Origin of the sequence: Colwellia sp. TT2012, from assembly GCF_001440345.1 — a bacterium.
In the GTDB taxonomy this organism is placed as follows: domain Bacteria; phylum Pseudomonadota; class Gammaproteobacteria; order Enterobacterales; family Alteromonadaceae; genus Colwellia.
The window spans coordinates 432,777-446,887 of sequence record NZ_LJYX01000017.1; the positions used below are offsets into that span (position 1 = coordinate 432,777).

A 14,111-nucleotide genomic window follows, 5' to 3' on the forward strand; every position below is an offset into this window, starting at 1 on the left:
AAACAAATTAAAAAAACTAATGCAAAAAAAACCGCTATACCATATATTTAAGAGTAATAAACCTATAGAGCCTGAGCTAGTTAACGACATTTATGATTTTTTACGCTGCAAGACAACCAATTTTAGATAAAAGTAAAAAACTTTTTGCTTATGAGTTACTTTTTCGTGACAGCATCGACAATGTGTTTCCAGATATAGATGGGGATGAAGCGACCAGTAAAATAATTGAAGCTAGTCAATTTAACATGGGCATCAGTGGGTTTACCGGTAATAAGCTTGCTTTTATCAATTTCACCTTAGAAACCTTAATAAAAGGTTATCCTGAAATGCTATCGCCTGATGAGATAGTGGTTGAAATTCTGGAAACAATAAAACCAGGTAAAAAATTACTGGCGTTATGTAAAGATTTGCATAAAAAAGGTTACACCCTAGCGTTAGATGATTATGAGCACCAAAATGTTTGGGCGCATTTCTATCCTTTCATTAAAATTATTAAAATTGATATCCAGCAAAGCAGCATTGATGACATAAAACAGGTGCTGAGTGCGATTAAAGATCATCCCCATATTAAGATGTTAGCTGAAAAAGTAGAAACCTATGAAGAGTATGAACAAATGCTGCAACTAGGTTTTGATTATTTTCAAGGCTATTTCTTTGCCAAACCTGAAATGGTAAAAACTAAAAACCTGTCTCCCTCTCAAATAGCCATGGCAGAGTTACTCTATGAAACGTCTAAAACTGAGCTTGATTTAAATAGTATCACTAGCGTATTTGAACGCGATGTCTCACTGTCTTATAAATTATTGCGCTACGCTAATTCAGCAATATTTAAACGTTGCAATGAAATATCCACGATAAAACAGGCCTTAGTGATATTAGGATCAGCTGAGCTAAAACGTTTTATCGGCTTGATGTTTGCAGTAACGGCAAACCCAGACAAACCATCAGAGTTGATTAACATGGCCATGAGCAGAGCAAAATTCTGTGAATTAGTGGCTCAGGACATCCGTTCACAACTCAATACTTCCATTGCTTTTTTAACAGGTTTGTTATCTATGATTGATGCCATCTTAGATGAAGATATGGCCACTGTATTAGAAAAACTGCCATTATCTCCAGAAATTAAAGAGCCGCTATTAACGAAGAAAGGCGTTATGGCAGCAATCATTAAGTTGGTTGGATTCATAGAACAGGCTGAGTGGGATAAAACCACCTTGGTGATGAAAAAGTTAAAACTCGATAAAGATAAAGTGGTTGAACATTACAATCAAGCAGTCGCTTGGGCCGATGAACAAACACAAGCAGTTTCATCTAAGCTTAACTAATACATAACATTTTTTGTTTCTGCATATTATAAAAGGTCAGTAACCGCCGTTACTGACCTTTTTCATAGATTAAGTACAAAAAACATTTAGCCATCTAAACATCTACATTGACAGAAGCTATTTTACTTTTATAATGCTACAACAACATTATTTTATGTAGCTCTGTTATGACTGATAAAGAAGCCCCTAAAGAAAACTTATTTGCCCTACTGCCTTTTGCCATTTTTTTAGGGCTTTTTCTCGGTACCGGTATTATTTTAACACTGCAAGGTGTTGATTTTGCTTTTTATCAACTGCCAGCAAGTATTGCTATTATTCCGGCAATTATTGCCTCAATGGCCTTAGGCAAGTTTTTATTTAAAAGCTCTATCGATAAACAAGTGACACAATTTGTTAGTGGCGCAGGTCATGCAAATATTACTACCATGTGCATAATTTACCTGCTCGCGGGTGCCTTTGCCGTGGTAGCCAAAGCTACTGGCAGTGTTGATGCAAGTGTACAGCTAGGCTTGGCTATATTCCCTGATTATTTATTACTACCAGGATTATTCCTAGTGGCTGCATTTTTATCTACCGCCATGGGAACATCAATGGGCACTATAGCGGCCATTGCTCCTGTTGCTCTCGGCTTTATTGATTCAGCAAATTTAGATGCGGCTCTGGTCGCTGGCTGTTTAGTTTCCGGCGCCATTTTTGGTGATAACCTATCAATAATTTCTGATACCACTATCGCCTCTACGCGCAGTCAAGGCGCACACATGAAAGATAAATTTCGCGTTAACTTTAAATTTGCGGTTCCTGCCGCGCTTATTTGCTTGGTGATATTTACGGTCTTAGGTGGCGAAGTAAATCATGAACTCAGCAGTGACACAGATATTGCTGGTTTGATCCCTTACGTGGTAATTCTGGTATTAGCTTTGATGGGCGTGAATGTCTTTGTAGTATTAATCTTAGGCATAGTGTTAGCTGCGGTCATAGGCATGATAAGCAATGGTTATCAGTTATCCGCGTGGTTAAAAGATATTACCGCCGGATTTTCCAGTATGCAGGACATCTTTATTTTATCGCTATTTATCGGTGGTTTAAGTGAACTTGTTCGCCAGCAAGGTGGCTTAGCCGCTTTAACCCGTGTTATTGAAAACCTCGCTAGAAAACTGGTGCCTAATAATAAAAGACGTGCTGCCAGTTTAGGCATTGCCGGGCTTGCCTTTGTTTGTAATTTTTTCACCGCCAACAACACAGTGTCAATTATAGTCACCGGGGATACCGCTAAAAACATTGCTAATGATGGAGAACTATCGCCTGCTGAATCAGCCAGTTTACTCGATGTTTTTGCTTGTATTAACCAAGGTATATTGCCTTATGGCGCACAGGCGTTATTGCTTGGTGCAACTTTACAAATATCACCACTGGCTGTAGCAAGCCATGCCTTTTACCCTATGGTACTGTTTTTTGTCGCCGGTTTTGCTTTTTGGCGATTAACCCGCAAAGCTAAATAGTCACGCCATGTTCGGCAAGTAATGCCACCAAAGCATCTTCAGTAAGTACCGAGATACCTAAATCTTGTGCTTTAGTGAGTTTAGAGCCGGCCTTATCCCCAGCAACAACAAAATCTGTTTTCTTCGAAACACTGCCGGATACTTTAGCCCCTAAGGATTGCAACGCTGTTTTCGCCTCTGCTCTGCCCATTTGCGTTAACGTGCCCGTTAAAACAAAAACCTGCTGGTTAAGTGGTAACTGCTCAGCAGATTTTATTTCGATAGTAGGCCAATTCATCACCGCGCTTAGCCCAGCAACCACCGCTAAGTTATGCTCTTCTTTAAAGAAGTTAATGATATTTCTCGCGACAATTTCGCCGACATCGCTGACATCTTGTAATGCTTCAAGGGATGCACTTTCAATGGCCGTTAAGGTATAGAAATGATTCGCCAAGTTAGCTGCCGTTGCTTCACCTACTTCCCGTATACCTAAGCCATAAATAAATTTCGCTAAGCTGGTACTTTTTGCTTTTTCAAGGCCAGCGATTAAATTAGTCGCTGACTTCTTACCCATGCGCGCCATCATACTGACCTGAATTTCGGTCAGTTTAAATAAATCAGCCGGGGTATTAATCAAATTTTCATCAACAAGCTGCTCAACAAGTTTATCGCCTAATCCGTCGACATCATGGGCTTTTCGAGAAGCGAAGTGTTTAATCGCTTCTTTTCGTTGCGCCGCACAAAAGAGCCCAGCCGTACACCTAAGTACCGCTTCACCCTCTGGTTTAGCCACCGCAGAGTCACACACGGGACACGTGGTCGGAAAGACAATATCTAGGGCATTATCCGGTCGTTTATCCACTACCACACTAACAATTTGCGGAATAACGTCACCCGCTCGGCGAATAACGACGGTGTCATTTATTTTCAACCCTAAGCGGGTAATTTCATCTTGGTTATGTAAGGTAGCATTAGAAACCGTAACGCCGCCGACAAAAATAGGTTTTAACCTAGCCACTGGGGTAATGGCGCCGGTACGTCCAACTTGAAACTCAACGTCTTCGACACAGGTTAACTCTTCTTCAGCTGGGAATTTGTAAGCAATGGCCCAACGAGGCGCACGTGCGACAAAACCCAAGCGTTGTTGTAAAGATATATCATCAACCTTGAATACGGTACCGTCAATTTCATAACTTAAGGCGCTACGTTTAGCCAAGATATCTTGATAAAAACCATCAGCTGCTTGTTCATTGGCCAGTAAACGTACTTCTGGACACATAGGTAAACCGAGTGTTTTAAGCTGGCACAGCCTTTGGTGATGTGAGTCGGCAAAGAATTCATGGGTTAAGTCTTTGCTTTCGCCATTATCAGCGGTAAAATCACCAACAAATCCTAAACTATAAGCGTAAAAGGCTAAATTACGCTTAGCGGTAATTTTGGAATCAAGTTGTCGTAGGCTGCCCGCGGCGGCATTACGAGGGTTGGCAAAACCTTTGTCACCACGTTTTTTAGCCAGTTCATTTAAGGCATTAAAGCTGGCTTTAGGCATAAAAACTTCACCACGTACTTCAACAATATTCGGAAAATCTTTACCCGCTGTGCCCCTTAATTTAAGTGGAATGGATTTAATAGTACGAATGTTGGTGGTGATATTTTCACCAACACGGCCATCACCACGCGTAGCTGCCTGTACTAAAATGCCTTGTTCATAACGTAGACTTACCGCTAAGCCATCTAATTTAGGCTCGGCACAAAAAGTTAACGGCTGTTCACTATTCAATCTATCTTTAACACGTTTAACAAAGGCATGGAAATCGTCTAGAGAAAAGACATTATCAAGTGAAAGCATTGGCTGTTGGTGAGTGACTTGAGTAAAAGATTTTAAGGCTTGCCCACCAACTTTTTGACTAGGTGAATCAAGGGTTTTAAACTCAGGATTTTTAGTTTCTAAAGCAATTAATGTTTTCATTAACCGATCATATTCGGCATCAGGTACGCTAGGTTGATCTAATAGATAATATTCATGATTATATTGATTAAGCTGCAGTTGCAGTTGGCTAATTTTATCTTCGGCATTGGACATAAGAATAATTCACTAAGGTTGATAATTTACTTTATGGCAACTCGGTTAGATTGAATAAGAAGCTGACACAAATAGATGAAGGGTATAAAGAAAATAAAAACGGGCCAAAGCCCGCTATAACAATAAAGATGAGTATATACCCGTTACCATTCAAGATGCATGTTTCAGAGTGCTTTGGATGGTGACGGGTATAGATGACTAACCCTACTCAGGGGTTAGCCTACTTAGGATTAGCCTACTAGAGCAATACGATTTTTACGATCAAACTCTCTGATTTTACTTAAGTAGTGTTGCTCAGTTTGTTTAGTCATGACATTGCGTTTATCATCGATAACTTGGCCATTAAATTCTTGCGCTAACTGCTTAGCGGCATTAAGCATTTGTTCAAAAACATAAAAAGGGTCCCCTGCATTAGGTAGGGTCATAAATAAACTGACACCCCGTGTAGCAAAGCTTTCCATGGTATCTAAATCGAATGCACCTGGATTCATGATGTTAGCTAAACTAAAGGTCACTTTACCGTTACCGGCATTATCTTCATGGCGATGAAAAATATTCATTTCACCATATTTAAGGCCTAAGGTCAGTAAACTTGGTAGTAATGCAGCACCAAAAATTTGCTGATTTGCCGGCATGACCACAGATAAAATAATGACTTGTGGCTCTATTGGCGTTTTAACCTTATTAGCTTCAATGGCACGTTCATTTAGCTGATTATCAAAATCTTTTTCAATTTGTTCACGCTTAAATGACGCTTTTGATAATACTTTAGTAACTTTTTTAATTGGCGTGCGTACCGGCTTAGCTTGTGTAACAGGTTGTTCATATAAAGGTTCAATATGAACCGCTGGTTTTGGCTCTACCGGCTCTGGTATCGCAGTAGCATCCACTGATTGACTAACAGGGGTTAACTCGTCACCTAATTCACCTTTAGAAAATTGACTGCTCTTATCTTCTAAAGAGCCTTCTTGAGTATCGTCTTTAAACCAGTCATCTTCAAGACAGTTATCTAATGGTTGAACTGCGCTATTCGCAGCTTTTTCATCTTGCCCTTCCGTAACCTGTCCAGCAAGTTCACCTAACACATCCTTTTTTATTAATATTTGGCTTGTAGACAGGTCATCGGGTAACTGCACACCAGTGGTCGAAATATGCTCAGCTACAGCCTCATCTTCAAGGTTTAGCTGGTCACTTGCTACACTAGGGGTAACTTTTATCTGCCCTACTCCATCTTGATCAAAACCTTTACCATCAAAGTCTCGCGTGATTGGCTCAATCTTCTTTATAGATGTTTTTAGTTTGTAGGGGTTTTTTTGTTTTCTTATTGTCCATAAGCCATGAATAAATATTGCGGTAATAACAATGGCGCTAAGTATAATTAAGACGTTTCTGAAGTTATCTTCCATTTCCAGCCTGTTTACTCTCTTGATTGCTGTATTTCATGCGAATATTATCGCTATATATTAACGGGAAACTTTAGCAGAAATTTAGGCTATTTGTAACAAGTTAATGTGGTAATAGCAGGAAAGAAGCTATTTTGCCCGCCACCAATCAAGCTGCATTTAGCATGCTAAAGAGTATATACTCACACGAAGAATATCTGTCAGTTAGGATCAATTTAACCTCATGCCTCATTCATCTAAACAAGCTAAATATGCCCCTATTGCGCACAGTGGTGCCAGTTACTTTTTGAAAGGTTTTAGTCTAATAAAACAAAAAGGTGTACGTCGATTTGTTATTATCCCATTAATAATCAACACCTTACTATTTAGTATTGCCTTTTACTTTGTCTATCTAGAGTTGGCTAGCTATATGACCAGCATTATGGCTTGGTTACCTAGCTGGCTAGATTGGTTAAGTGTCATACTGTGGCCTTTAGCGGTACTTACTATCCTGGTGATTTTTTCATTTGTTTTTAGTACTGTTGCCAATTGGCTAGCAGCCCCCTTTAATGGCTTATTGTCCGAAAAAATGGAGGCTATTTTACGCGGACAGCAAGCACCCAAGGGTGAGATGCTCGACATAGTTAAAGATATTCCAAGAACATTGAGTAGAGAATGGCAAAAATTAAGTTATTATTTACCTCGTGCTATTGGATTTTTCATTATGTTGTGGGTTTTACCCATTTTAGGCCAAATTATTTGGTTTTTATTTATTGCTTGGATGATGGCAATACAATATAAAGATTACCCCTTTGATAATCACAAAGTGCCTTTTGCCAAAATGAAGGAAATATTAAAACAAAACCAAGGACTCAGTTATAGCTTTGGTATCACAGTCACGGTATTTTCAATGATCCCAATAGTAAATCTTATCGTTATGCCTGTGGCCATTTGTGGCGCTACCGCTTTATGGGTGGATCACTATCAAGACAAGGTATAAACCCTATATCAATCAAATACCTTGCACTAGGTACTGCGCTTTATGGCTTTTTTTATGCTGATATCGCGTTAGTGCTTAAAATCGTATATATTTAAATAATATAAAAAACACATATGAACGGAGTGACTTAAATGAAAGTAAAACAAGTTGTTAAGCATTTTACCTTACTAACTGTGATGCTAGTTGGTGTTAGTGCTTGCTCTTCAACACCAGATATTGAAGAGCTGCCGACACAAGCTGCAGTTGTGGTCGAGCCTATTATTGAAGAGTTTTTCATTGAAGAGCAAGAAGACGTTATCAGTGCGGTGATTAATAACGGGGTTATTGCTATCCCAGTATTAGCAGACGCGCAAATTTTTGCTGAGTTTAGTGATGCTCTACCGGCAGTGATTAACTACTTCACTAACGCCAGCGAAGCACAAGTTATCGAATTTTATCAACAAGCCTTCGGCGCTTCATATTCACAAGAGCATAAACGCGACAGATTGACGCTGAAATACCAAGAGGGTGAAGAAACCATGCGTGTGGTTATTTCACAACAAAATAAAAAGCGCCAAGTCGATGTGATTATTGAAAGTAATATGTAAGCAAACTGCTAGTTAGCTTTGCTACCTAGTTATTACTCTACTAAAATATATATAAAAAGGGCTCAATGTTTTCACATTGAGCCCTTTTTTATCGCGTATTTTTCATCTAGATTTTATTGAGCAAGATTTTACTCAACTATTTCAATACACTATCAACACTGCCTTGTGCTAAGCCGTGGTAGCCTGGCCGCGCTTGTTGATAAACTTCAATAGCCCATGCCTTACTTTCTGCTTGTTTCGCTAGTTCTTTATACAAAGGCACAATCAGTTTACGACGACCTATGCCCTTCAGGTATTTAGCCATTTCGGGGTAAACCTCCTTATAACCAACGCGAATTGATAATAAGTACCAAGCATGAGCAATTTCAGCATTTTTACTTGTGGTTAAGTTAAAGGCTTTATCTAAGCTAACCATGCGCTCTTGATTAACCTCAAGCGGTAAGTTATTGATAAAGTGTAACCATTCATGCAACGTCCATTGAGCGGTAGGTAATTCCGCCAAAGTTAATTCATCAGCAACGAGTTGTTTAATTTGCTTATCAATAACGGTAAAAGCGTCAGATATAGGCTGTGGCGCATAACTTGGTAAACCAGTATTAAATATCCACTCATTGATTTCACTATCGCTAACAATATTAGGGTACTTATCGGTTAAGTTAGCTTTTAAGTATTTAATAAAGTTTTTGGTACCTATGCTTTGAAATGCATGACTCTCAAAATACTCAAGGACAAAGGCATCAAAACGTTCACGACCAAACTTCTGTTCTAGGTACATTAAGAATAACTGGCCTTTAACATAAGGTACACCAGTGAATGCATGATCCGGATCACGGCCTTTTAAATCGATATAAAGCTTAGTATCCCCTGGGGCAAGTTCTAATAATTCAGCATTTAACTCTTGCGCACCAAGTGCTTGTTCCATAATCGCACGTTCAGTACCAAAGACTGCTTCCATAATACGATTTTCAACATAGCTAGTAAAACCTTCGTTTAACCAAAGATCACGCCAGCTTTCGTTAGTCACCAAGTTACCTGACCAAGAATGAGCAAGTTCATGCGCAATTAAGTTAACTAAGCTTTTATCACCGGCAACCACGGTTGGTGTGATAAACGAAAGACGTGGATTTTCCATACCGCCAAAAGGAAAGCTTGGTGGTAACATCAATAAGTCGTAACGACCCCAACGATATTTACCATACATTTCTTCCGCTTTATCAATCATCGCTTGGGTATCATCAAATTCTGCAACCGCAGCATCTAAAATATAAGACTCGGCATAAATACCGGTTTGATGGCTCATCGCTTTAAACTGCAGATCACCGACAGCAATGGCAATTAAATAAGGAGGTATTGCTTGTGGCATTGAGAAAAAATAGTCGCCATCTCGCTCAGTACCGGGTTCATTATTAGCACTCATTACCGCTAATAAATCTTTGTCGGTAGTAATACGTGCCGTGTAAGTGACTCGAACACTCGGGGTATCTTGAATTGGTATCCAAGAGCGCGCATGAATGGCTTGGTTTTGACTAAATAAAAATGGTTTTTCTTTACCCGCCGTTTGCTCAGCTGATAACCATTGTAAGCCTGAAGCTTTTTCAGTTGAGTGATAGTAGATACGAACTTTTTCAGCATTAAACTGTGTATCTATGGTTAGCTTGCTACCTAAAACGTCATCACGCTTTGCCAGTTTATAATTAACCTTTAGCCACTGCCCTTGGCTATTTTTTGCCATGATGCGGTGGATAACAAGATCGCGGGTATCCAAAATCAATGACGTTTTGTTATCGCTCATCCAATCGAGTGAGAGTTCCGCAAAACCAGACAAAGATTTTTTATCAAAGTCGACATTAAGATCAAGATATACATGAGTCGCTTTAACTTGGTCATAATTAGCGTAAGTATATGCATCCGTTAGTTTAGACACTTTAGCGTGTTGATGTTCTGCTCCTTCATGCGCCCACGTAACTGGCGCAACTGACACTGATAAAGTGCCGAGTAACAAGCAAAGTTTTGAAAAATGTTTCATGACATTTAACCCTTTAAAATAAAAAATTGTACTTTTACCATTTTGCATAAAGAATATGAACACTAAGCATGACAGGGTCGACATTAGAATGAACAAAGCCTTGCCTATTCGCCGTTAAACTCTCGCTAAGTGAGCGATCTTTATACTCATTGGTATTAAATAGAGCACAAACAAAAACAGGCCTGTAGATTACTGCGAATCTACAGGCCTGTTCAATACTTTACTTTAGATTTTTTAAATTTTCTATAGCGTTAGTAGCAAGTATTATTTACAGCTCTTTAACAAAATGTGGTAAATAAGTTAAGGTTTTTGCATTTGAATAACCACTCGGCGGTTTTTCCCTCGACCTAGTGTGGTGTCATTAGAGGCAATATGACGTTTTTCTCCGTAACCTTTCGCGGCAATTCGACTAATATCAATACCATTTTTCACAAAATAATCTCTTATTTTTGTGGCGCGGCGTTCCGATAACTTTAAGTTGGACCAACGGCCACCATAGCTATCAGAATAAGCACCAATCAATACCAGTTCTAAGTCGGGATCTAGACTCAAATACTCACGAATCATATCGATACGCCTTTGTGATGCCTTAGTAAATTTATCACTACTCGATTGATAGTTAAGTACGGTATAAGCGATATCTTCAAAGCTGTAGTTAAGCAGGTTACCTACACAGCCAACAAAATCTTTATAAGCTTTTTTAAAACGTGCTGTTGATAGACCAACCGATATTTTATCTTGATCGCTATACCAGCCATTATAATAAAAGGTCGGACTCATGCCTTGCTCTAGTTCACTTAACATGGTCCAAGCAACTTTTTTTGGTAGACTTGGCTTAAATTGCTTATGTAATTTCATCGTCGCTAACGTGCGAGAGCCCACACCAGGTTGCCAATTAGGTGCAACACTGCGAACTTCCGCTAAGGAGTAGTTATCGGGTAACAGCATCATATCTAGCTCAAATTCCATATTAAGCTTGCGGCTGGCTTTGGCTGAGAAGCGGGCTTCACCATAACGAGGGATTTGATGTGACAAGGTGCACTGCAGGCGTGAATCAGCAGAGAGCTGCCATTGTGAGGTATGGATATCAGCGCTATATTGGCGGATGCCGGCATGTGTTCCACTGACAAGCAAACTAGCGGTTAAGCTAGCCAGGACAAGAAAAGAAGAACTCATTGCTGCGATGATTGGTTTCATAATTATGCACAATATTGAAAGCGGTAACGGGCCTATACACTTTAGCCTATATTAGATATATAAAGGTATCGTCATAAACCTAGATAACTTTAGCATTATATCAATGAAATAGCGCTTTTCATGGTAAAAACAGGCTAACTTGCCGAGAAATCACTTTCATTGTCGTTTTTAAATTAACTTTCTGCGATAATCCCCAGCATTACTTTTCCCTTTTCATTACATAGTGACCATGTCCGAATCAAGCTCAATAGATAGCCAGAAAAAAACATCAACCAATACTGACAACGTTAAAAGCCAATTTTCTCAAAGATTTCGGGGCTATTTCCCTGTTGTTATCGATGTAGAAACCGCGGGTTTTAATGCCAAAACTGATGCCTTACTTGAACTTGCGGCTTCAATGTTACATCTAGATGAAACCACAGGTGATTTCTCTATCGATGAAACCATACAATTTAACATTGAGCCTTTTGAAGGTGCGAATCTAGAACCAAAAGCACTGGAGTTTACCGGTATAGACCCTACTAACCCGTTGCGTGGCGCGGTGACGGAAGATGAAGCACTTAAAACACTGTTCAAATTAGTGCGTAAAAAAATGAAAGCGGCAGGTTGTCAACGAGCCATTATTGTTGCGCACAATGCCGCCTTTGATTTAGGCTTTTTAAATGCGGCCACCGAGCGCTGTAAAATCAAGCGCAGTCCTTTTCATAGTTTTGTCAGCTTTGATACGACCACACTTGCTGGTTTGGCCTTAGGACAAACTGTTTTAGCAAAAGCATGTATCGCAGCCAATATAGATTTTAATAATAATGAAGCACATAGCGCATTATATGATACCGAAAAAACGGCCGAGTTATTTTGTCATATTGTTAATAGATGGCGAGCGTTAGGAGGTTGGCCGTTAACCGAGACAGAGAATGAGACAGAAAATGAGTCTAAGTCTGAGTCTGAGTCTGAGTCTGAGTCTGAAGCACAGTAAAAACAGCCGGGCTTAATCAACATACCTTGCTCACATTGTTAATAGATGGCGAGCGTTAGTAGGTTGGCCGTTAACCGAGACAGAGAATGAGACAGAAAATGAGTCTGAGTCTGAAGCACAGTAAAAACAGCCGGGCTTAATCAACATACCTTTGTCCCATTGTTAATAGATGGCGAGCGTTAGGAGGTTGGCCGTTAACCGAGACAGAGAATGAGACAGAAAACGAGTCTGAGTCTGAGTCTGAGTCTGAAGCACAGTAAAAACAGCCGGGCTTAATCAACATACCTTTGTCACATTGTTAATAGATGGCGAGCGTTAGGGGGGGTGGCCATTAACCGAGTCAGAGAATGAGACAGAAAACGAGTCTAAGTCTAAGTCTAAGTCTAAGTCTAAGTCTAAGTCTAAGTCTAAGTCTAAGTCTAAGTCTAAGTCTAAAGCACAGTAAAAACAGCCGGGCTTAATCAACATACCTTTGTCACATTGTAAACAAATGGCGAGCGTTATGGGGGTGGCCATTAACCGAGTCAGAGAATGAGTCTGAGCCTGAGCCTGAGGCACAGTAAAAATAGCCGGACCTAATCAACATACCTTTGTCTCATTGTAAATAAACGGCGAGCGTGAGGGGGCTGGCCGTTAGCCATTATCTGCGGCGGCAATTAAAATGACGTTAAGCAATAACTGCTTAGTTGACTTTATTGAATTTTAAAGATAAAAAAACCGCTTGCGCGGTTTTTTACTTTGCTCTGTCGTTAATTAACTTAAACGAGTAACTTAACGATTAAGCAATAATTATAACTTGTCTGCATTCTCAGTAAGGTAAGCAGCTACGCCGTCAGTAGACGCTGTCATACCTTTATCACCTTTTTTCCAACCTGCAGGACAAACTTCGCCATGGTCTTGATGGAATTGTAAAGCATCAACCATACGTAACATTTCATCAACATCACGGCCAAGAGGTAAATCATTCACTACTTGGTGACGTACATTACCTTCTTCATCGATTAAGAATGAACCACGAAATGCAACACCCGCTTCAGGATGTTCAACACCGTATGCTTTACAAATTTCATGTTTAACATCTGCAACTAACGTGTATTGTACTGGACCAATACCACCGTCGTTTACTGGTGTATTACGCCACGCATTATGAGAAAATTGTGAATCAATTGACACACCAATCACTTCAACACCACGGCTTTTGAACTCGTCCATACGATGATCAAAAGCTAATAGCTCAGATGGACAAACAAAAGTAAAATCTAATGGGTAGAAAAACACTACCGCTTTTTTACCTTTAATTGCTTCGCTTAATGTAAAACTATCTACAATCTCACCGCTAGCTAATACTGCTGCTGCAGTGAAGTCTGGTGCTTGACGACCAACTAATACACTCATTTTATGCTCCGTTTTTATTTATGTTAAAAATTTTAATTACCTGCCAACAAACATGGAGGCAGATAGTTAAATATCAATCAGTTAAAATTATGCCTCTGCTGGACTATTGCCTGCTGAACTATCTTCTGCTGAGGAATTTCTTGCCGCGGCTGCTTTCACTAAAGTTTGTAATTCACCTTGCTGAAACATTTCCATAATAATATCACAGCCACCTACTAACTCACCTTCAACCCATAATTGTGGGAAGGTTGGCCAATCGGCGTATTTAGGTAATTCAGCACGAATATCTGGGTTCTGTAAAATATCAACATAAGCAAATTTCTCATCACAAGAAATTAACGCTTGTGATGCTTGTGATGAAAAGCCACAGTTTGGTAATTTAGGAGACCCTTTCATATATAGCAAGATTGTATTTTTGCTAATTTGTTCTTTAATTCGCTCAATTGTATCCATAACACCCTCTATTAATTAATGCTTATTCTATTCAATTGCATTGATATACCTACATATGGAGATAAAAAATAAATTTTCAACTCATTTCAATACAAGGGAATAGAATAAGTACTAGCATAAAAATATATTAACTATTGATTTTTAATATATATATATAGCCTTGAAACTTGTCCTGACAACCCCTATATAGGTTTATGTCCTGAATAAAT

The 14,111-nt window shown here is 39.4% G+C and carries 12 protein-coding genes; 5 read left to right on the forward strand and 7 right to left on the reverse strand.

What is annotated here, in order from left to right:
* The first annotated feature begins 92 nt into the window (after window positions 1-92).
* Window positions 93-1,325 carry an EAL and HDOD domain-containing protein gene (locus tag ASU03_RS11570; protein ID WP_057831952.1) on the forward strand — a complete coding sequence of 411 codons (1,233 nt, stop codon included), beginning with the start codon at window positions 93-95 and terminating at the stop codon, window positions 1,323-1,325.
* Window positions 1,326-1,492: 167 nt separating this feature from the next.
* The gene (locus tag ASU03_RS11575; RefSeq protein WP_057831953.1) at window positions 1,493-2,824 is read left to right on the forward strand and encodes a Na+/H+ antiporter NhaC family protein; all 1,332 of its coding nucleotides are present in this window, start codon (window positions 1,493-1,495) and stop codon (window positions 2,822-2,824) included.
* Here the strand turns inward: ASU03_RS11575 and ligA are convergent.
* Both ligA and zipA read right to left on the reverse strand, forming a co-directional pair.
* Window positions 2,817-4,886, reverse strand: coding sequence for an NAD-dependent DNA ligase LigA (gene ligA / locus ASU03_RS11580; protein ID WP_057831954.1), 2,070 nt, complete (start codon window positions 4,884-4,886; stop codon window positions 2,817-2,819). The genes ASU03_RS11575 and ligA overlap by 8 nt on opposite strands.
* A 230-nt stretch (window positions 4,887-5,116) precedes the next feature.
* The gene (gene zipA / locus ASU03_RS11585; protein ID WP_057831955.1) at window positions 5,117-6,292 is read right to left on the reverse strand and encodes a cell division protein ZipA; all 1,176 of its coding nucleotides are present in this window, start codon (window positions 6,290-6,292) and stop codon (window positions 5,117-5,119) included.
* Between the two features lie 220 nt (window positions 6,293-6,512).
* Between zipA and cysZ the strand changes: the two genes are divergently transcribed.
* Both cysZ and ASU03_RS11595 read left to right on the forward strand, forming a co-directional pair.
* Window positions 6,513-7,268, forward strand: coding sequence for a sulfate transporter CysZ (cysZ, locus tag ASU03_RS11590; RefSeq protein WP_057831956.1), 756 nt, complete (start codon window positions 6,513-6,515; stop codon window positions 7,266-7,268).
* Between the two features lie 131 nt (window positions 7,269-7,399).
* Complete coding sequence (locus ASU03_RS11595; RefSeq protein WP_057831957.1) at window positions 7,400-7,855, forward strand: hypothetical protein; 456 nt, start codon at window positions 7,400-7,402, stop codon at window positions 7,853-7,855.
* 136 nt (window positions 7,856-7,991) lie between these two features.
* On the opposite strand, the gene ASU03_RS11600 is transcribed toward ASU03_RS11595, so the two are convergent.
* Together ASU03_RS11600 and ASU03_RS11605 are read right to left on the reverse strand one after the other, a co-directional pair.
* A complete protein-coding gene (locus tag ASU03_RS11600) occupies window positions 7,992-9,881 on the reverse strand; it encodes a M1 family metallopeptidase (RefSeq protein WP_057832251.1) in 1,890 nt (629 codons plus the stop codon).
* Between the two features lie 300 nt (window positions 9,882-10,181).
* On the reverse strand, window positions 10,182-11,078 hold the full coding sequence (locus tag ASU03_RS11605) for a flagellar protein MotY (protein ID WP_231731564.1): 897 nt from the start codon (window positions 11,076-11,078) through the stop codon (window positions 10,182-10,184).
* Window positions 11,079-11,307: 229 nt separating this feature from the next.
* Here ASU03_RS11605 and rnt point away from each other — a divergent pair, with 229 nt between their 5' ends.
* Window positions 11,308-12,054, forward strand: a complete 747-nt coding sequence (gene rnt, locus ASU03_RS11610; protein ID WP_057831958.1) for a ribonuclease T — start codon at window positions 11,308-11,310, stop codon at window positions 12,052-12,054.
* Window positions 12,055-12,369: 315 nt separating this feature from the next.
* On the opposite strand, the gene ASU03_RS11615 is transcribed toward rnt, so the two are convergent.
* From ASU03_RS11615 to grxD, 3 genes are all read right to left on the reverse strand, one after another.
* Entirely contained in the window at window positions 12,370-12,570 is a 201-nt protein-coding gene (locus tag ASU03_RS11615) for a hypothetical protein (protein WP_057831959.1), read from the reverse strand.
* Window positions 12,571-12,843: 273 nt separating this feature from the next.
* The gene (locus tag ASU03_RS11620; RefSeq protein WP_057831960.1) at window positions 12,844-13,449 is read right to left on the reverse strand and encodes a peroxiredoxin; all 606 of its coding nucleotides are present in this window, start codon (window positions 13,447-13,449) and stop codon (window positions 12,844-12,846) included.
* Window positions 13,450-13,536: 87 nt separating this feature from the next.
* Window positions 13,537-13,902 carry a Grx4 family monothiol glutaredoxin gene (gene grxD, locus ASU03_RS11625; RefSeq protein WP_057831961.1) on the reverse strand — a complete coding sequence of 122 codons (366 nt, stop codon included), beginning with the start codon at window positions 13,900-13,902 and terminating at the stop codon, window positions 13,537-13,539.
* Between the last annotated feature and the right edge of the window lie 209 nt (window positions 13,903-14,111).